Annotated in this window: 19 protein-coding genes; 15 read left to right on the top strand and 4 right to left on the bottom strand. The window is 40.1% G+C overall.

Annotated features, from left to right (window positions below):
* Positions 1 to 23 precede the first annotated feature (23 nt).
* The 5 genes from panB to yjgA are packed head-to-tail and all read left to right on the top strand — an operon-like array spanning position 24 to position 3,360.
* Positions 24 to 833, top strand: a complete 810-nt coding sequence (gene panB / locus IAE19_RS08605; RefSeq protein ID WP_200460650.1) for a 3-methyl-2-oxobutanoate hydroxymethyltransferase — start codon at positions 24 to 26, stop codon at positions 831 to 833.
* A gap of 3 nt (positions 834 to 836) precedes the next feature.
* Positions 837 to 1,682 carry a pantoate--beta-alanine ligase gene (gene panC, locus IAE19_RS08600; RefSeq protein ID WP_200460534.1) on the top strand — a complete coding sequence of 282 codons (846 nt, stop codon included), beginning with the start codon at positions 837 to 839 and terminating at the stop codon, positions 1,680 to 1,682.
* Positions 1,683 to 1,703: 21 nt separating this feature from the next.
* Entirely contained in the window at positions 1,704 to 2,555 is an 852-nt protein-coding gene (gene rapZ / locus IAE19_RS08595; protein WP_200460533.1) for an RNase adapter RapZ, read from the top strand.
* Positions 2,552 to 2,821 carry an HPr family phosphocarrier protein gene (locus IAE19_RS08590; RefSeq protein WP_200460532.1) on the top strand — a complete coding sequence of 90 codons (270 nt, stop codon included), beginning with the start codon at positions 2,552 to 2,554 and terminating at the stop codon, positions 2,819 to 2,821. The genes rapZ and IAE19_RS08590 overlap by 4 nt, the downstream gene beginning before the upstream one ends.
* Before the next feature lie 2 nt (positions 2,822 to 2,823).
* Positions 2,824 to 3,360 carry a ribosome biogenesis factor YjgA gene (gene yjgA / locus IAE19_RS08585; protein ID WP_200460531.1) on the top strand — a complete coding sequence of 179 codons (537 nt, stop codon included), beginning with the start codon at positions 2,824 to 2,826 and terminating at the stop codon, positions 3,358 to 3,360.
* Positions 3,361 to 3,437: 77 nt separating this feature from the next.
* Here yjgA and IAE19_RS08580 read toward each other — a convergent pair whose 3' ends face one another.
* Positions 3,438 to 5,078 (bottom strand): acyl-CoA synthetase, encoded by a 1,641-nt coding sequence (locus IAE19_RS08580; protein WP_200460530.1) that lies wholly within the window; start codon positions 5,076 to 5,078, stop codon positions 3,438 to 3,440.
* A 412-nt stretch (positions 5,079 to 5,490) separates the two neighbouring features.
* Between IAE19_RS08580 and thrS the strand changes: the two genes are divergently transcribed.
* The 4 genes from thrS (at position 5,491) to IAE19_RS08560 (ending at position 9,211) form a co-directional block, all read left to right on the top strand.
* The gene (gene thrS / locus IAE19_RS08575; protein ID WP_200460529.1) at positions 5,491 to 7,413 is read left to right on the top strand and encodes a threonine--tRNA ligase; all 1,923 of its coding nucleotides are present in this window, start codon (positions 5,491 to 5,493) and stop codon (positions 7,411 to 7,413) included.
* Positions 7,414 to 7,418: 5 nt separating this feature from the next.
* Positions 7,419 to 7,970, top strand: a complete 552-nt coding sequence (gene infC / locus IAE19_RS08570; protein WP_200460649.1) for a translation initiation factor IF-3 — start codon at positions 7,419 to 7,421, stop codon at positions 7,968 to 7,970.
* Between the two features lie 132 nt (positions 7,971 to 8,102).
* Complete coding sequence (locus IAE19_RS08565; protein ID WP_200460528.1) at positions 8,103 to 8,435, top strand: hypothetical protein; 333 nt, start codon at positions 8,103 to 8,105, stop codon at positions 8,433 to 8,435.
* Positions 8,436 to 8,590: 155 nt separating this feature from the next.
* Positions 8,591 to 9,211, top strand: coding sequence for a glutathione S-transferase N-terminal domain-containing protein (locus IAE19_RS08560; RefSeq protein WP_200460527.1), 621 nt, complete (start codon positions 8,591 to 8,593; stop codon positions 9,209 to 9,211).
* A 157-nt stretch (positions 9,212 to 9,368) separates the two neighbouring features.
* Here IAE19_RS08560 and IAE19_RS08555 read toward each other — a convergent pair whose 3' ends face one another.
* Together IAE19_RS08555 and IAE19_RS08550 are read right to left on the bottom strand one after the other, a co-directional pair.
* Positions 9,369 to 10,106 carry a TonB family protein gene (locus IAE19_RS08555; RefSeq protein ID WP_200460526.1) on the bottom strand — a complete coding sequence of 246 codons (738 nt, stop codon included), beginning with the start codon at positions 10,104 to 10,106 and terminating at the stop codon, positions 9,369 to 9,371.
* An 80-nt stretch (positions 10,107 to 10,186) separates the two neighbouring features.
* The gene (locus IAE19_RS08550) at positions 10,187 to 11,440 is read right to left on the bottom strand and encodes an MFS transporter (protein WP_200460525.1); all 1,254 of its coding nucleotides are present in this window, start codon (positions 11,438 to 11,440) and stop codon (positions 10,187 to 10,189) included.
* A 236-nt stretch (positions 11,441 to 11,676) separates the two neighbouring features.
* Here IAE19_RS08550 and rpmI point away from each other — a divergent pair, with 236 nt between their 5' ends.
* The 3 genes from rpmI to IAE19_RS08535 all read left to right on the top strand — a co-directional run bounded on the left by rpmI (position 11,677) and on the right by IAE19_RS08535 (position 13,016).
* The gene (gene rpmI / locus IAE19_RS08545) at positions 11,677 to 11,871 is read left to right on the top strand and encodes a 50S ribosomal protein L35 (RefSeq protein WP_002054552.1); all 195 of its coding nucleotides are present in this window, start codon (positions 11,677 to 11,679) and stop codon (positions 11,869 to 11,871) included.
* An 11-nt stretch (positions 11,872 to 11,882) separates the two neighbouring features.
* Positions 11,883 to 12,242 (top strand): 50S ribosomal protein L20, encoded by a 360-nt coding sequence (rplT, locus tag IAE19_RS08540; RefSeq protein WP_000124858.1) that lies wholly within the window; start codon positions 11,883 to 11,885, stop codon positions 12,240 to 12,242.
* Positions 12,243 to 12,818: 576 nt separating this feature from the next.
* Positions 12,819 to 13,016 carry a hypothetical protein gene (locus IAE19_RS08535; protein ID WP_200460524.1) on the top strand — a complete coding sequence of 66 codons (198 nt, stop codon included), beginning with the start codon at positions 12,819 to 12,821 and terminating at the stop codon, positions 13,014 to 13,016.
* A gap of 58 nt (positions 13,017 to 13,074) precedes the next feature.
* On the opposite strand, the gene IAE19_RS08530 is transcribed toward IAE19_RS08535, so the two are convergent.
* Positions 13,075 to 14,118, bottom strand: coding sequence for a hypothetical protein (locus IAE19_RS08530; protein WP_200460523.1), 1,044 nt, complete (start codon positions 14,116 to 14,118; stop codon positions 13,075 to 13,077).
* A 176-nt stretch (positions 14,119 to 14,294) separates the two neighbouring features.
* On the opposite strand from IAE19_RS08530, the gene pheS reads away from it, so the two are divergent.
* From pheS to IAE19_RS08515, 3 genes are read left to right on the top strand one after another with little or no spacing between them, the layout of a single operon-like run.
* Positions 14,295 to 15,275: a phenylalanine--tRNA ligase subunit alpha gene (gene pheS, locus IAE19_RS08525; RefSeq protein ID WP_200460522.1), complete on the top strand. Its 981-nt coding sequence runs from the start codon at positions 14,295 to 14,297 to the stop codon at positions 15,273 to 15,275.
* 34 nt (positions 15,276 to 15,309) lie between these two features.
* Positions 15,310 to 17,691 (top strand): phenylalanine--tRNA ligase subunit beta, encoded by a 2,382-nt coding sequence (pheT, locus tag IAE19_RS08520; protein ID WP_200460521.1) that lies wholly within the window; start codon positions 15,310 to 15,312, stop codon positions 17,689 to 17,691.
* Positions 17,688 to 17,981 (top strand): integration host factor subunit alpha, encoded by a 294-nt coding sequence (locus IAE19_RS08515; RefSeq protein ID WP_200460520.1) that lies wholly within the window; start codon positions 17,688 to 17,690, stop codon positions 17,979 to 17,981. The genes pheT and IAE19_RS08515 overlap by 4 nt, the downstream gene beginning before the upstream one ends.
* Positions 17,982 to 18,267 lie beyond the last annotated feature (286 nt).

The raw sequence follows: 18,267 nt of genomic DNA, 5'->3' as shown, positions 1-18,267 counted from the left end.
GTAGGTTGATAGAGGACATCATGATGATTAGTCTAAGTGACTTAAGAAAATTTAAAAGCGAAGGACGTAAGTTTTCCTGCTTGACCTGCTACGATGCAAGCATGGCCAAAGCGATGGAACTTGCTCAAATTGATTCAATTTTGATTGGTGATTCTCTGGGAATGGCAATCCAAGGGCACGACTCTACTTTGCCTGTGACGGTGGAAGATATGGCTTATCATACCGCAGCGGTACGCCGTGGTAACAGTCATGCCTTTATTATGACCGATTTGCCTTTTATGAGTTATGCGACCTTAAATGATGCTTTGCAAAGTGCTAAAAAAGTCATGCAGGCTGGTGCACAAATGATCAAAATTGAAGGCGGCGCATGGCTGAGTGAATCTGTACGTGTTTTGACACAAAATGGTATTCCAGTTTGTGTGCATTTGGGTTTAACGCCACAATCAGTCCATGTGTTTGGTGGTTATAAATTGCAAGCAAAAACCCGTGAAGCAGCGAATCAGCTGATTGCTGACTGTACTGCGGTGGTAAATGCTGGAGCTGCGGTTTTATTGCTGGAATGTGTACCCGCACAATTAGGTCAGGAAATTGCTGAACTATTTCCTGATACACCCGTGATCGGGATCGGGGCAGGCAATCAAACTGATGGTCAGGTATTGGTTGTACAAGATATGCTGGGTTTGACGTTCGGACGTGTTGCACGATTTGTACGCAATTTTATGAAGGAACAATCAGGTGAAACTGCAATTGTGGATGCGTTTAAAGCTTACCATGCAGCTGTACAAGACCAATCTTTCCCGGCAGCAGAACATACTTTTCAGGTCGAGTTATAACTCATGAAAACAGAAACAACCATTCAGGGATTGGCGGCATCTTTACAAGCTGCTCGTGCTGCACGTAAAAGTATTGGTTTTGTGCCAACGATGGGGAATTTGCATCAAGGACATCTGAACCTGGTGCGTGAGGCAAAAAAACTCTGCGATGTGGTCGTAGTCAGTATTTTTGTTAATCCAATCCAGTTTGGTGAAGGCGAAGACTTTGAGAGCTATCCCCGTACGCTGGAGCAAGACAGCCATTTATTGGCAGATGTAGGGTGTGACATTATTTTTGCACCCACTGTCGATCAGATGTATGGTAAACAACCCCGTCTGACCAATATTAGTGTGGGTGGTATTACCAATGATTTATGTGGTCAATCACGACCAGGTCATTTTGATGGGGTCGCAGTGGTTGTAACCAAACTGTTTAATATTGTACAGCCTAATTTTGCTTTTTTTGGTCAAAAAGATTATCAGCAATTGGCTGTCATTCGTCAGTTGGTCAAAGATTTAAACATTCCTGTTGAAGTGATTGGTGTGTCTATCGCTCGTGCTGAAGATGGTCTGGCATTAAGTTCACGCAATAGTTATCTAACCGAAGAACAACGTAAAACAGCACCCATTATTTACCAGTCACTCAAACAGGCAGAAAAAGAGCTGCACGCAGGTATTGCATTAGCTGAGGTGCTACAAACTATCAGAGCGCAATTGACAAATGCAGGCTTTGTTGTGGACTATGTCGAGGCACGTCAACCGAATTTGCAGCCAGTTGAAATATTTGATCAGGATATTGTTTTGTTTGCGGCTGCGAAGTTAGGTTCAACGCGTCTTATTGATAATTTACAGGTTCAATTTAAGGCATAATATTAAAAGGACAGCCATGCCATGAAGCGTATTCTTATCGTCACAGGGCAATCTGGATCTGGTAAATCCTCCGCATTGCAGGTTTTGGAAGATCTGGGTTACTACTGTATTGATAACCTGCCTTTGGCATTGTTGCCAGAAATTGTCTCCAAGCTCGATCATGAAAATAATCTTGAACAATTAGCGCTTGGAGTGGATGTTCGAAGTACGCGGGCCGATTTACAGGAATTTGATCAAGTGTTTGAACAATTACAGCGACACGGTTCTGTCGATGTAATTTATTTGACCACGCAAGATCAGGAACTTATTGCCCGTTTTAGTTCCTCACGTCGTCCACACCCATTGGCCAGCCGTTTTAAAAGTTTGAATGAATGTATTCAGGAAGAAAAACAACTGTTGATGCCGATTCAATTTCGTTCCACAGTACATATTGATACAACCGATAAAAGTGTGCATGACCTTAAACACACCTTGCTTTCAAAATTAGGGCAATCGGATCAACTGATTTTGATTTTACAATCATTTGGTTATAAACACGGTATTCCTCTAGATGCTGACTATGTCTTTGATGTTCGGCATTTGCCTAATCCTCACTGGGATTTGGAGTTGCGTAGATTTTCAGGACTAGATAAACCTGTTCAGGATTTCTTGGAAGCAAGTGCACAAACCAATGATATGTTTAACGATATCTATCAATTTTTAGATAAATGGTTGCCTGTGTTTGCAGAGGGGCACCGCCATTACATGACCATTTCGATTGGTTGTACAGGCGGGCAACATCGCTCGGTTTATATTGTAGATAGACTAAAAAAGGCGCTTGAGGCAAAATGGTCTATTCAGGTCTTACATAGAGAAATGAAGCACTGGTCATGATTGACAGCACAGTTGATGTAATTAATAAACTTGGCCTACACGCACGTGCGTCGGGGAAATTGATCGAAGTCACTACTAAGTTTCGATCTTCTATTCAGATTGGTAAAGGCGATAAACTCGTTGATGCCAAAAATATTATGTCCTTGCTCATGCTTGGTGCTGGCAAGGGAACCACTTTGCGTTTAGTGATTGATGGACCTGATGCTGAAAAAGCAGAAGAAGAAATCAAAGCATTATTCGCAGCAAAATTTTATGAGGCAGATTAACCGTGGCACGTCGTCCCAATAAGCGTTACAGTGAAGAAGATTTTGATTCTTTAGAAGGGCGTGCAAGTAAAACTGAACAGAAAAAAGCAGTGCAGCGTATGGCGGCACTGGGTGAGCAACTTGCGGAACTTTCAGCAAAACAAATCCAGAAGCTACCAGTTGATGAGCGTTTAATTGATGCGTTGCTTGATGCACAAACGATCACTTCGTTTGAAGCCCGTCGTCGTCAGTTTCAACGCGTCGGTAAGTTATTACGCAATGAAGATGAAACTGTAATTTTATCTTATTTGACTCCGCAGCAAGGTTTAAAAAAGCAGGCACAATTACAACGCTGGGTTGATCGTATGATTGAACAGGGCGATCCTGCTATTAATGAGTTTAGTAAGATTTATAATGCATCTGAACGCCATACTTTGCGCCAACATGTATTGCGAATTAAGAGAGATATTACTCAAGCAGCGGGGGAAGAGGAGCTTGCAGCATCCAAACTGAAGCTTTTTAACTATGCACAGCAAGTAGCTTTATTATCAGATAATTGATTTTACTTTATTTAAAATTTATAAATTATAGGTGTGATGCCAGTCAATTCTATGATTGACTGGCATTTTTATTGGATCTAATTAAACTCACCTACAGCTCGCTCTTTAGCCCAGTCACGTAAAATAAATTTTTGTAATTTACCTGTTGAGGTCTTTGGAATCTCAGTAATCACAATATCTTTAGGAACTTTAAAACGCGCTAATTGTTGTTGGCAATGTGCAATCAATTCATCAGTCGTAACACTGGCTCCTTGTTTTAGCTCAATAAAAGCACATGGAACTTCCTGCCAATGTGGGTCTGGTTTGGCAACTACTGCGGCGGTCATCACAGCAGGATGTTGATATAATACTTCTTCAACTTCGAGCGATGAAATGTTTTCACCGCCTGAAATAATCACGTCTTTAGCGCGGTCAGTAATTTTGGCATAACCATCCGCCTGACAAACCGCTAGATCTCCACTATGGAACCATCCCCCTGCAAAGGCTTCTTCAGTCGCTTTGGGATTTTTGAGGTAACCTTTCATTACGATATTGCCGCGGAACATAATTTCACCCAGCGTTTTTCCATCTGCAGGGACGGGTTGCATGGTTTCAGGGTTAAGCACCCGCATACTGTCCTGTAAAGGGTAAGGTACGCCTTGGCGTGAGTGTAGCTGGGCTTGTTCCTGAATTGAAAGATCATTCCAACCTGCCTGAGAAGCACAAAGTGCAGAAGGTCCGTAGGTCTCAGTTAGTCCATACACATGGGTAACATTGATGCCAATATGACGCATACCTTCAATAATTGCGGCGGGTGGTGCTGCACCTGCAACCATGACTTCAACCCGATGATCAAAACGAAGTTGCTTATCTTTAGGTGTATTAATCAGCATGGACAGTACGATGGGGGCACCGCAAAAATAATCTACTTTATGTTGAGCAATAAGCTGAAATACCAGTTCAGGATCAACTTTACGTAAACAGACATTGGTACCACCATTTGCTGCAATGGTCCATGCAAAACACCAACCATTACAGTGGAAGAGCGGCAACGTCCATAAATAATTAGCTCGTGGCGTCATACCGCAGGCAATGATATTACTTGCTGCATTTAAATAGGCACCACGATGATGATAAACTACGCCTTTAGGATTGCCAGTTGTACCAGAAGTATAATTCAGGCTAATCGCATCCCATTCATCATTTGGCAGTGACCATTCAAAATGTGTGTCGCCTTGACTGAGCCATGTTTCATATTCAATTTGACCAATAGGGTTGGAAAGTTCAGATTCATATTCGAGATCAGCAACATCAATCACAAAAATCTGCTGCGAAACCAGTGCCAGGGCTTCCTGAGCAATAATCGCAAACTCAGGGTCGACTAGTAAAACTTTAGTTTCTGCGTGCTCCAGCATAAATGCGATAGTTTTTGCATCAAGCCGGGTATTCAGGGTATTAAGTACTGCACCTGCCATTGGGACCGCAAAATGTGCTTCAATCATCGCAGGAATATTCGGTAGTAATACCGAAACAGTATCATTTTTTTGAATTCCAAGCTTTTGTAATGCATGCGCAAACTGGCAGCAACGCTGGTAAGTCTGTTTCCATGATAACCTGCGTGCACCGTGAATGATGGCTGCCTGATCTGGATAAATATAAGCTGCACGTTCTAGATAGCGCAAAGGGGAAAGAGCGACAAAATTGGCTGCCGTTTTTGGTAGCTCATTATAAGCATGCATGGCTTGACTCCGTGTCATTGTTTTAATTGCTATTACTTAAAGATATGGATTTAATTTGAGCAACGCATTTAGGCTTTAGTCTTAAAGGGATATTAACCCGTATTCAATTTAACAAGGAAATAAAGTCTTTTGGGTGTGCTTTTGTTGTAGCTATATGCCCACTCTTAGGGTGTGAATCTTCGCTGAGCTTGTAAATCCTACTTTTGCCCCCATCTAATACGGCATAATTGAGGAAAGAATTGAGAATCTTGGTTTTTTTTAATTCAGATTGTTTTCTCTCGCTGCTAACACGTGTAAAATTCTGTCTACTTTTTATTTTACCCACCGTTTTTATATTTTGAGGTTTTCCTCGATCATAATCTCGCGGTGATATGCTCCATTGTGCGGGGCATCACTCCTTAAGGATTTTCTTATGCCAATTATCACATTGCCAAATGGCGATCAAAAATCATTTGATCAAGCTGTTTCTGTTATGCAAGTCGCGCAAAGTATTGGGCCGGGTCTTGCAAAAAATACCGTTGCTGGTCGTGTCAATGATCGCCTAGTAGATGCATGTGACTTAATCACCGAAGACGCAACCGTCCAAATTATTACTCCTAAAGACCCTGAAGGCGTTGAAATTATTCGTCACTCTTGTGCGCATTTGGTCGGACATGCAGTCAAGCAATTGTTTCCTGAAGTACAAATGGTGATTGGCCCAGTCATTGAGGAAGGGTTCTATTACGATATCTTTAGTCCAAAGCCATTTACTTTAGATGATATGGCGGCGATTGAAGCACGTATGAAACAGTTGATTGATCAGGACTATGATGTCATTAAAAAAATGACACCACGTGCCGAGGTAATTAAAGAGTTTCAATCCCGTGGTGAAACTTATAAATTGCGTTTGATTGATGATATGCCAGATGAAACAGCGATGGGGCTGTATTATCATCAGGACTATGTTGATATGTGCCGTGGGCCCCACGTGCCAAATACCAAGTTCTTGAAAAACTTTAAACTGACCAAAATCTCTGGTGCCTATTGGCGCGGTGATGCTAAAAATGAGCAATTGCAGCGTATTTATGGAACAGCTTGGTCTGATAAAAAAGAACTGGCAGCTTATATCAAACGTATTGAAGAAGCGGAAAAACGCGATCATCGTAAAATTGGTAAGGCGCTTGATCTGTTTCATATGCAAGAAGAAGCACCAGGTATGGTATTCTGGCATGCAAATGGCTGGACCATTTATCAAGTTCTTGAACAATACATGCGTAAAGTTCAGCAAGATAATGGCTATCAGGAAATCAAGACACCACAAATTGTTGATTTTAGTCTGTGGGAAAAATCAGGACATGCAGCAAACTATGCTGAAAACATGTTTACGACCCATTCAGAAAACCGTAATTATGCTGTTAAGCCTATGAACTGTCCTTGCCATGTGCAAGTCTTTAATCAAGGTTTAAAATCATACCGTGATTTACCTATTCGTTTGGCCGAGTTTGGTTCATGTCACCGTAATGAGCCATCAGGCTCTTTACATGGTATTATGCGTGTACGCGGCTTTACCCAAGATGATGCGCATATTTTCTGTACCAAGGAACAGATTGGAAAAGAGGTTGCTGACTTTATTCAATTAACTCTGGATGTCTATAAAGACTTCGGTTTTGAAGATGTGCAAATGAAGCTTTCGACTCGCCCAGAAAAACGGGTGGGAGAAGACGCACTTTGGGATCTTGCCGAAAAATCATTGGCAGATGCTTTGGATGCAGCTGGGCTTGATTGGGAATTGCAGCCAGGTGAAGGTGCATTCTATGGTCCAAAAATTGAATTTTCATTGAAAGACTGTTTAGGTCGTGTATGGCAATGCGGTACGATTCAGTGTGATTTTAATTTACCGGAACGTCTGGATGCTTCATTTGTGACAGAAGACAATGAACGTGATCAGCCTGTAATGTTGCATCGCGCAATACTTGGCAGTTTTGAGCGTTTTATTGGTATACTTATTGAACACTATGCGGGTTTTATGCCACCGTGGTTATCACCTGTGCAAGCTTGCGTGATGAATATTACTGATTCACAAGCTCAAGCGTGTGAGCAGGTAGTGGCAAAACTCAAAGAAAATGGTCTTCGAGCGATTTCTGACTTGAGAAATGAGAAAATCGGCTTTAAGATTCGTGAGCGTACACTTGAGCGTATTCCGTACCTTTTAGTATTAGGTGACCGTGAGGTTGAGGAAGGTACTGTTAATGTTCGTACTCGCTCAGGAAAAAATTTAGGTACTATGTCGATTGATGCATTCGTTGACTTAGTGAAATCTGCCGTTGCCGAACGTGGCCGGTACATTGTGGAGTAAGAAAGATTAAACAGCCTGATCGTAACCAACAACAAGGTGCAAAAAGTAACCGTCCTGCTATTAATGACGAGATCCGTGCAAAAGAAGTACGCCTCGTTGCAGCAGATGGAGAACAAAAAGGGATCGTTTCACTTGCTGAAGCGTTGCGTGCTGCGGAAGAAGTAGATCTTGACCTCGTTGAGATTGTTGCCAATGCAGAACCACCTGTTTGTAAAATCATGGATTACAACAAGCACTTGTTTGATTTGAAGCAAAAGCAAAAAGATGCGAAGAAAAAACAGCATCAAGTACAGGTGAAAGAGATCAAACTACGTCCAGCAACGGATGTAGGAGATTATCAAGTTAAGCTTCGTGCGATTTTAAAGTTCCTTGAAGAAGGGAATAAAGTCAAAATCACATTGCGCTTTCGTGGTCGTGAAATGGCTCATCAACAACTTGGATTGGCTCAATTACAAAAAATTGAAGCTGACGTCACTGAGTTTGGTGTAGTTGAACAGGCACCGAAAATGGAAGGTCGTCAAATGGGCATGTTACTTGGACCGAAAAAGAAAAAGTAATCTTTCCCTATATAAAAAAACGCAGCCGAAAAGCTGCGTTTTTTTATATTTATTTATAAACTATTTTACCAATTCTATTGAAAAGGCGTTGAATAAACTCAAACTATAAAAAATAAGCTTAAGGAGAAAAACATGTCAGAAATTGAAGGAACGAAGCAACTCGCCAACATTAATCAGAAAGTTATTGAAAACGGTCAGGTACTTCCGTCTGTTAAACTTAAAGATGGTAGTCAGGTACAGACAGGAACAGTTGCAACGATGTTGCATAATATTCAACTTTATAATACGGGTGAACGTGGAGTTGTAGAGCAGGAACTTATCCTAGCCATTCCAACATTATTCAAAGTTGGGTTGTTTGATCTATTTTCTATAGATGAATGGATACAAGGAGAAAATCAAGGTCGAAAATTTGTAGGTGAGCAGGCGAAAGAGTATCAAAGTAAACAAAATGTAACTGCAAAATAAGAATTCAGATTCTCATTTCATGATTGTCTTTAAGGTTGTTAAGCAAAGTCGCTGTTAGAATAAATCACTTTGTATACTTTTAACACATGTTAAAAACCATGTTATAAACGTATACAAGGACTTAAAGATAGAAAAATAGGATAAGCAGGTATTTCATGATAGACCTATATTATTGGGGCACACCCAATGGACATAAGATCACCATCGCACTTGAAGAAATGGGACTGGAATACCAGATTTTTCCGATTAATATTTTAGAAAATGACCAGTTTCAGCCAGATTTCTTAAAAATTTCGCCAAATAATAAAATCCCAGCCATCATTGATCAAAATGGCCCCAATCATGAACCCATCTCCATCTTTGAATCTGGCGCAATTTTACAATATTTGGGCCGTAAGACTGGACTTTTTTACCCAACGGATGAGCAAGAGCGAGTCGAGGTTGAACAATGGTTGATGTGGCAGATGGGAGGTTTTGGTCCAATGCTCGGTCAAAATCATCATTTTGGTCGCTTTGCCAAAGAAAAGATTCCGTATGCGATCGATCGCTATGTGACCGAAACTAAGCGACTTTATAGTGTCCTAAATACACAGTTGATTGGACAGAAATTTGTTGCTGGAGAATATTCAATTGCTGATATGGCAATTTTGCCCTGGGCTTTACGTCACGAGTGGCAATCTATTGATTTAAATGATTATCCGTATGTGAAAGAGTATGTTGAGCGCTTGACCGCCCGTCCTGCCATACAAAGGGCTTTATCTATTCAAGTCACTTAATCGAGTCAAAAAGTGGATAGTTTTTTTAGATTTAATTCTTATTATGAAGTTAAATGCTGCTGATTCTCGATGTGATAATGTTCTGATGTGTGAAAAGAAAAAGATTTAATATCACTGATTGACTGACCAGACGTATTTTTCTGGTCAGTTTAAAGCGTTATAAATGTGGACATTCATCCAGTTTAAAATGAATTTCATCTTTGAGATTAGATTTTTTAAAAAACCAAAGTTTCTTTGGAACTTCAACTTTTGTGTTGGAAATAGCCTGCATTACTTGAGCATCCAGTGAATAAATGCCTGAACCCTTTTTAATTTTAACTTTGGTCGTTTCACCTTGTTTATTTACTTTAAAATTGAAGCGTACTAAACGATCTTTGCCTTTGAGTTCATCACGAGATATTGTCAAAGCAGGTTGCTGAAGATAGTCAAATGGAACGGATTTTGAGCTTTGCTGTTTTAACCAGTTATTTGAATTAAAATGATAAATGCATTCTGCCATTGCATCAGTGTCTTTATAATCAAGATTAAAGGTTTGATAACCAATCGTTGAAATTAGATTTCCATCTTGTTGAAAGGGTTTAACTTTTGCTTGCTGAGTCGCTTTAACAAGTAAATCATCCAGCTTTTGACTGCCTGTACTTTCTTGAACTTTGACTTGAGTCACTGTTCCTGTTTCATCTGCGGTTACCCGTAAAATAGCAGCTCGATCCTGCCCCAATAGATCATCATTGTCATAATTAAGTTTGGGAAAATCACGCCATTCTATTCGGGTGGTCAAATGCGCGGGTAATGCAGAGCTTTTTTGAGATGCTAATTGAGATGAGTTTTCTTTGGCATCAATTTGAATCATTGATAAGCTTGTACAAAGTGCAAGGCAGAAAATAGATCGTTTCATTTTATAGGGTGAATGGTTGTTAAAGCTTGTTGCGCAGTATTCCCTTTTCAGGAAATACACGCAACAAAAAAATGCAGACTTTAGTGATCAGAACCTTTATTAATATCGACATGAAATAAATCTTTGGTCTTTGTCCAGCTTAATACCACCACTGCTAGCGTCATACAACCACCAAAAATCGTTGCGGTAATCGTTCCGAGATATTTAGCAGCCAAACCTGATTCAAATGCGCCTAATTCATTACTACTTGAGACAAACATACCGTTTACTGCTGCCACACGACCCCGCATATTTTCTGGTGGGAAAATTTGTAAAATCGTTTGGCGGACCACGACGGAGATACTGTCACATGCGCCTGTCATTGCTAATGCAAATAGAGATAAACCTATGTGATTTGAAAAAGCAAAAATAATGGTAAATACCCCAAAACCAGCAACTGCCAATAACATATTGCGCCATGCATGATGGGTTGGAGGGAATTTAGTTAAAGCAATCATAGTCACTAATGCACCAATAGATGGTGCTGCACGTAAATAGCCTAGACCTTCTGGTCCGACTTTTAAAATATCTTCTGCAAAAATAGGCAATAGTGCAATCACACCACCAAATAGTACGGAAACTAGGTCAAGAGAAATGGCCCAAAGTACAATTTTGGTCTTCCAGATAAAGCGAAAGCCTTCTCCCAGACTTGACCACATATTTTCATGTTCGATTGCGGGAAAACTTCTTTTCTTAAGTAATAAGATCAAACAAAAACAAACGAACAATAAAATGGAAACACTAAACAGACTGGTTTCGCGACCTAAAAAGGCCAGCATAAAGCCACCGAGCATTGGGCCTAAAATGACACCGCTTTGCCAACCAATCGTGGTCCAAGTTGCACCATTGGCATATAACTCACGAGGAATCAAAAAAGGTTTTAATGAGGTCGCTGAAGGGCTGTAAAAACCGCGAATCACACCAAAACAAAAAATAACAGCATAAATGCCAATTGCTAGAGCATGTACACTAATCTGGTTTAAACCGTATAAATGAAACAACCCCCACAGAACTAAGGGCAAAGGAAATGAAAAGAACAAACAAATTTTCATAATTAATTGTTTATTAAACTTATCTGCCACATAGCCGCCCAGTAGCGACAAGCTAATAAACGGAATTGCTTCCGCTAGACCAATTAGACCCAAAGTAAGCGGATCTTTGGTAATTTTATAAAGAGAATAGGCAACAATAATTTCCTGAATCAAAACGGCAAGTGTCAGGCAAAATTGATTGACAGTAATAATGGAAAAGTCGCGATATCGGAGGGCAGCAAAAGCATCCTGCTTGGGTTTCATAACTATCGTATATTGAGAATATTGCTTCAATTATAAGCATGAATTCTTAAAAAAAGATGATTAGCGTTATTTTTTTATCGTAGGAAAATAGCAAAACTTATTTGTACATAAGCCTTATAATTCGCCTTTATCTGCTTTTGTTTTGAGCAAAGATGCTATATCATACTGCCTTCCTTACCTGCAGGTCGATTTGCAATGGTGCAAACGAGCCGAACAGGTGCCTAAAAGAGGTTACTATGGCTAAGTTAAAAACTCGCCGTGGTGCAGCTAAACGCTTCAAAGCGACTGCAAACGGTTTTAAGCGTAAACAAGCGTTCAAGCGCCACATCTTGACCAAAAAATCTGCTAAACGTATCCGTCAATTACGCGGCTGTGTAATGGTTCATGTTTCTGACATGAATTCAGTTCGTCGTATGTGCCCATACATCTAAGGAGATTATAAATGGCTCGTGTAAAACGTGGTGTAGTGGCTCATCGTCGTCACAAAAAAATTCTTGCTCGCGCTAAAGGTTACTATGGTGCTCGTTCACGCGTTTACCGCGTAGCGTTCCAAGCGGTAATCAAAGCTGGTCAATACGCTTACCGTGACCGTCGTCAGAAGAAACGTCAATTCCGTGCTTTATGGATTGCGCGTATCAATGCCGGTGCTCGTCAAAACGGTTTGTCTTACAGCCGTATGATCGATGGCTTGAAAAAAGCTCAAGTGATCATCGACCGTCGCGTATTAGCTGACATCGCTATGCATGATGCAGTTGCATTTGCTGCTTTAGCTGAAAAAGCTAAAGGCGCACTAGCTGCATAAGCTTAGAGATTCAAAGAAGGCCGCTTTTTAGCGGTCTTTTTTATTTTATTCATTTTTATTTTAATCTGATCACGATTTCGAGAATTTTGAAATATGTAAGCAATACTACTTTGTGAAGTTGGGGTAATATTTATAGCTGGGATAGTCATCATTTCGCTCAACTCAAAAAGAACCGATTGTGAAAGAAATGTGTCTAAATCAGATTCAGGGAATTGAAAGAAGCCTATTAATTTCTTGATGAATATCCGACAACGGGAAAAATTGTTGAACACGTTCCACATCTTTCAGATGTTGATCTTGATTAGCCTATTATTTCGTATGCAGATAGTCGGGTAATAGAGGGCATGCATCTCGTCGTGAAAGCAATGTTATTAATATAAACCGAGATATTTGCTGTTCAATTTGAGTGGATACCTGAGCCTGATTTTATCAATATAGATCATGCAGAGTTAAATGATGATAAATCAATTTATAAAATTTTGATTTAATTATAAATTACACAACATCAACATCTTTGATTAGACATTTACCTTCGAATCTTTTTACAGTAAAGAAAACTGGAGGAGAATAAAAAAGATGTTAGTCAGCGTAGAAGGTATAGAACAAGGTACAATTGAAACGGAGTTGAGTATTTTGCCGAGAAAGGGTGAAACGATTCGAATTTTTTATGGGCCAGATGCAGAAGTTGAAGGTGAAATCGAGAATGTTCATCACATTGTCAATCAACATGATGGTGGACATAAAGTAGTTATAAAAATTAGACCAAGTTTTTAAAACATTTGAAAAAACCTAGCACAAATTTGTTCTAGGTTTTTTAATGCTCTAAAATTTTTTATAGTCCAAAATAATAAGCACAGGCACAGATAATAATCGTGAGGATGATCAGTTTAATTACACCTGACGAACTAACTTTATGCGTTTGATGATGATGCGGTGCAGATGACTTTTTGCTTTGCAATGTGGTTTGGACGTGAGGATCGAGAGGTGATGCAATTTCCACAGGAGCCCGTTGTGCTGATTTATAATGATTGGCAATTTTTACAATCAACTTGGCATTTAAATCATCCATTTTTTGAGAAAAATTGCGCAGATTAATTTGATCTTCAGGTGTCAGCATCTCACCAGATTCACGATAAGGATGCTGCCGCAATTGATCAATAAAATCTGACAGAGCTTGAGTACGATGCAAAAGTTCATGCGCGACATCTGCAGAATAATCAGTCGGAATGAGTGCCAGATATTGCATATCCTGTAAAGGTGAACCATCTGGTTTATGAACCAGTTTGGCGTCGATTCCATAATAAGGTAAATCACGATTTTGTGGTTCGATAAAATCATGAGTGTACTTGCTACGAAATAATTCATTTTCAATAAATGTCTGGATTTCATCCCAGTCCGATTCTTTTAAATCGGTTTCAATTTTTTTGGATAACTTATCCGATAAATCAAATCGCCAAAATGTTTCTTCGTGTAAGGTTGCTTGTTGTGATGCTGGAATTTCAAAGTCATTCTCATTTAGGTACCATTCGGCAAGTTCTTTACCTAAAATCCATGCAGTTTTTTTATTTTTTTCATGACTGACAATAAAATGTGTAAAAGGGAGCAACTCAACGTTGGCATTGGGGTTTTGTTCATCGCTGAGCAATGTAGAGAGATGAAGGCTAATGCGATAGACACCTTGCTTTTTTAATCCTTCAAGCCAGATTTGAAAATGCTGCGCAAGCAAATGTTGTGAATGAAGATCACGAAACTGAAAATAATGCTGATAAAAAATAGAATGCTGTAACCAACGGTTAAAACTTAGATCATGGCTTAGATATTCATTGCCATAAGTGACCAGACTAAGTTGTTGTTTCCAGATTTGATCAAGTGCCATTGTTCAGTTTTCTCATTGGTGCTGCTTTCAATCTTATACGTTTTATAATTCAAATGACTAGAGGGTGGCTGCATTGAATCGCAATTTTACTGTGTTTGATCTTCATCATTGTGTCTAAAAACTGTTAGAATGCAGAGTTTTATTTTATTTATAACTTTGTTGCTTTGAGAGTTACTATGTCACTGGAAGCCCTGACCACCGACGCGCTTGCTGCCATTGCAGCGGCTCAAGACCTTGCTGCCCTCGACCAGGTTCGAGTTCAATTTACAGGGAAAAAAAGCCAGCTTGCAGAACAATCGAAAGCATTAGGCAAAATGGATCCTGAGGAACGTAAGGTTCAGGGTGCTGCCATTCATGCCGTTCGTGAAGCGATTAATAGCGCATTGACTGAGCGCCAAAATGCGTTACAACAAGCTGCATTACAACAAAAACTGGCCAGTGAAACGATTGATATTACTTTGCCGGGACGAGGCCAGCATACAGGCAGTATTCATCCTGTCATTCAGGTACAAGAACGTATCTGCCAGTTCTTTACCAAAGCTGGCTTTATGGTCGCTACTGGGCCTGAAGTGGAAGATGATTATCATAACTTTGAAGCTTTGAATATTCCCGGACATCATCCTGCACGTGCTATGCACGATACCTTTTATTTTGATGCTAATCATTTACTGCGTACACACACCTCTGGTGTGCAAATTCGTACAATGGAAACGACGCAGCCGCCAATTCGTATTGTGTGTCCAGGCCGTGTTTATCGTTGTGACTCAGATCAAACTCATTCACCGATGTTTCATCAAATTGAAGGTTTGTATGTTGCAGAAAACACCAGTTTTGCTGAACTGAAAGGTCTATTGATCAATCTGCTTAATGAGTTTTTTGAAAAAGATTTAAACGTACGTTTCCGTCCCTCTTATTTCCCATTTACAGAGCCGAGTGCTGAAGTGGATATTATGGACGAGCGCGGTCGTTGGTTGGAAGTATTGGGCTGTGGCATGGTGCATCCAAATGTACTACAGGCAGCAGGAATTGATCCTGAAAAATACAAGGGTTTTGCCTTTGGTTTAGGGGTAGAACGTTTTGCAATGTTGCGTTATGGCATTAATGACTTGCGTATGTTCTATCAAAATGATGTGCGTTTTTTACGCCAATTTGCTTAAACATTTTTCAGGATTAAATTAAGGTTTTATACAAATGAAAATTAGCGAAAACTGGTTACGCACTTGGGTTAATCCCGCAATTAATAGTGAAACTTTAGCTGACCAATTGACTATGCTTGGTCTGGAGGTGGATGAACTTGCATCCGTTGCCAAGCCATTTACAGGCGTTGTTGTCGGTGAAGTCCTAACAGTTGAGCAGCATCCTGATGCGGATCGTTTGCGTGTAACTACAGTAAACATTGGTTCAGGCGAACCATTACAAATTGTTTGTGGTGCGCCCAACGTTCGTGTGGGCATGAAAGCACCTGTGGCTACCATCGGTGCAGTATTACCAGGCGATTTTAAAATCAAAAAAGGCAAGCTACGTGGTGTGGAATCACAAGGGATGCTATGCGGCGCTTCAGAGATTGATCTGGAAGATAAAATCGATGGTTTATTAGAATTACCTGACAATGCGCCCGTGGGTATGAATGTTCGCGAATATCTTAAACTTGACGATAATGTTATTGATATTAGCATTACGCCAAACCGTGGTGACTGTTTTAGTATTCGTGGAATTGCCCGTGAAATTGGTGTAATCAATCAATTGCCTGTGATTCAGCCTGCGATAGAAGGCGTTGCTGCAAGTATTGAAGATCAAAAGCAAGTTCAACTAGCAACTGAAGGTGCACCTCGTTATCTAGGTCGAATTGTCAAAAATGTCAATGTAAAAGCTACGACCCCAGCTTGGATGGAACAGGCATTAGCTCGTTCGGGCATCCGTACACACAGTATTTTGGTGGACATTACCAACTATGTCTTAATGGAACTCGGTCAGCCGATGCATGCTTTTGATTTGGCGAAATTGCAAGGTGATATTCAGGTACGTCAAGCCCAATCCCAAGAAAAGTTAATGCTTTTGAATGAACAGGAAGTTGAGTTGAATCCTGAAATCATGGTAATTGCTGATGAGGCTAAGGCCTTGGCGATTGCTGGCATTATGGGGGGGCTTGAATCTAGTGTGACTGATGCAACTCAAGATATTTTCCTTGAAAGTGCATTCTTTGCACCTCTAGCAATTGCAGGGCGCGCACGTCGTTTTGGATTACACACAGATTCATCGCAACGTTATGAACGTGGAGTAGATTTTGAATTGCCAATGTTGGCAATGAATCGTGCATCACAGCTGATTCAGCAGTATGCAGGCGGTGAGTTCGGTCCAATTAGTGTGGCAGAAAAAGTTGAGTTATTGCCACAGCGTAAAGCCATTGAATTGGATCAGGCACAGATAGATGCATTACTTGGTTATCAGGTTTCGGCTGAGTTCATTACAGATGCCTTAACCCGTCTTGGCTGTTTGGTAACTGTAAAAGCACAAGGCCAGTGGTCAGTTGTACCGCCTTCACATCGTTACGATATGGTGATTTATCAGGATTTGATTGAAGAAGTTGCACGTATTCATGGCTATGACAATATTCAGATTCGTCTACCGCAAATCGATGTGAAGTTCAGTGCGTATCAGGATGGTTTTGAACAGGATCAATTGCGTCAAACGATCGCTACACTTGGTTATCAGGAAGCAATTAGTTTTAGCTTTGCGGATTTAAAGCTGGAGAAACAATTGAATTCAGATGTAAATCCACTTGCATTAGCAAACCCGATTTCAAGTGATTTGGCTGTAATGCGTAGCACTTTACTTTCCAGTTTAATCCCGTGTGTACAATACAATTTAAATCGTCAACAAAGTCGTGTACGTTTGTTTGAGCTAGGTTTACGTTTTGATTATCAAAATGCACAGTCGATTAATGACTTAAAACAAATTCCGACCTTAGCATTAATTGCCGTAGGTTCACGTATTCCTGAACAATGGCATGCTAAAGCGCAGCCAATGGATTTCTTCGATCTCAAAGGTGAAGTTGAACAGATTCTAGCAGCGGGTCGAATTCAAGTTGAATATGCGCGTTCGGAACGTGCTTGGTTACATCCAGGACAATCTGCTGAGATTCTTGTGAAAGGTAAATCGATCGGATATTTAGGTCGTTTACATCCTTCACTTGAAAATGATCTTGATTTAGGTGTAACTTGGGTTGCAGAACTAGATCAAAGTGCAGTTTTGCAATCTTATGTATCTAATTTTACAGAATTATCACGTTTTCCATCGGTTCGACGTGATATTGCGCTATTAATCAGTGATAATATAAATGTGAGTGATATTCAGCAGTTAATTAAACAAACAGGTGGAAACCTTCTGGATTCTAGTTGGTTGTTTGATGTGTATACGGGTCAAGGTGTTGAACAAGGTAAACGCTCTTTAGCATTTGCACTATTGTGGCAACATCCTTCACGTACGCTTGAAGATGCTGAAATTAAATCTGGTATGGATCAAATTATAGAAGTGTTGGAAAACACTTATCAAGCGACATTGAGGGCCTCATGACAGCATTAACTAAAGCAGACATGGCGGATCATTTAAGTGAGCTCACGAGCTTAAATCGTCGTGAAGCAAAACAAATGGTTGAGTTGTTTTTCGAAGAGATTAGCCAAGCGCTCATCGCAGGTGAGCATGTAAAACTTTCTGGTTTTGGCAACTTTGAATTACGTGATAAACGTGAGCGCCCTGGGCGTAATCCTAAAACAGGAGAAGAAATTCCAATTTCTGCACGTCGAGTCGTAACCTTTAGAGCGGGTCAAAAATTTAGACAGCGCGTAGGAAATGAGCAGGATTAACCTGCTCTTTTTTTATTCTTCATAAATGTTTGGAAAATGGCAGGTCTAATCCTGCCATTTTTAATGCTTTACCTTGCAGCTAAGATAAAATTCTTAGATTTTATTTTCATAATAGTTAAAACTTAATACCCTGTAACATTGGACAGGTACTGACTTCTTGTTGTGGGTAAATAGTGACGAAGTCCTTCATTGTTTGAGAATAGCGATTAGAATAACTCTGAATGTCATCTTTATTAATTGATGAATGTTTGCTTGGACAGATGTTACGTCTGCTTTATAACTTTTC

This window comes from Acinetobacter sp. S40 (assembly GCF_016624705.1).
Classification (GTDB): Bacteria; Pseudomonadota; Gammaproteobacteria; order Pseudomonadales; family Moraxellaceae; genus Acinetobacter.
Note: the sequence above shows the minus strand (reverse complement) of the source record. Positions and strands in the feature narration are given on the sequence as shown.

Excerpts from the sequence above, each read along its gene's own strand:
- rpmI (WP_002054552.1), top strand. The coding sequence starts at position 11,677 with ATGGCTAAGTTAAAAACTCGCCGTGGTGCAGCTAAACGCTTCAAAGCG.
- pheT (WP_200460521.1), top strand. The coding sequence starts at position 15,310 with ATGAAAATTAGCGAAAACTGGTTACGCACTTGGGTTAATCCCGCAATT.
- thrS (WP_200460529.1), top strand. The coding sequence starts at position 5,491 with ATGCCAATTATCACATTGCCAAATGGCGATCAAAAATCATTTGATCAA.
- IAE19_RS08530 (WP_200460523.1), bottom strand. The coding sequence starts at position 14,118 with ATGGCACTTGATCAAATCTGGAAACAACAACTTAGTCTGGTCACTTAT.
- IAE19_RS08590 (WP_200460532.1), top strand. The coding sequence starts at position 2,552 with ATGATTGACAGCACAGTTGATGTAATTAATAAACTTGGCCTACACGCA.
- rapZ (WP_200460533.1), top strand. The coding sequence starts at position 1,704 with ATGAAGCGTATTCTTATCGTCACAGGGCAATCTGGATCTGGTAAATCC.
- rplT (WP_000124858.1), top strand. The coding sequence starts at position 11,883 with ATGGCTCGTGTAAAACGTGGTGTAGTGGCTCATCGTCGTCACAAAAAA.
- IAE19_RS08550 (WP_200460525.1), bottom strand. The coding sequence starts at position 11,440 with ATGAAACCCAAGCAGGATGCTTTTGCTGCCCTCCGATATCGCGACTTT.
- panB (WP_200460650.1), top strand. The coding sequence starts at position 24 with ATGATTAGTCTAAGTGACTTAAGAAAATTTAAAAGCGAAGGACGTAAG.
- IAE19_RS08580 (WP_200460530.1), bottom strand. The coding sequence starts at position 5,078 with ATGCATGCTTATAATGAGCTACCAAAAACGGCAGCCAATTTTGTCGCT.
- pheS (WP_200460522.1), top strand. The coding sequence starts at position 14,295 with ATGTCACTGGAAGCCCTGACCACCGACGCGCTTGCTGCCATTGCAGCG.
- IAE19_RS08560 (WP_200460527.1), top strand. The coding sequence starts at position 8,591 with ATGATAGACCTATATTATTGGGGCACACCCAATGGACATAAGATCACC.
- IAE19_RS08515 (WP_200460520.1), top strand. The coding sequence starts at position 17,688 with ATGACAGCATTAACTAAAGCAGACATGGCGGATCATTTAAGTGAGCTC.
- IAE19_RS08535 (WP_200460524.1), top strand. The coding sequence starts at position 12,819 with ATGTTAGTCAGCGTAGAAGGTATAGAACAAGGTACAATTGAAACGGAG.
- IAE19_RS08565 (WP_200460528.1), top strand. The coding sequence starts at position 8,103 with ATGTCAGAAATTGAAGGAACGAAGCAACTCGCCAACATTAATCAGAAA.
- IAE19_RS08555 (WP_200460526.1), bottom strand. The coding sequence starts at position 10,106 with ATGAAACGATCTATTTTCTGCCTTGCACTTTGTACAAGCTTATCAATG.
- panC (WP_200460534.1), top strand. The coding sequence starts at position 837 with ATGAAAACAGAAACAACCATTCAGGGATTGGCGGCATCTTTACAAGCT.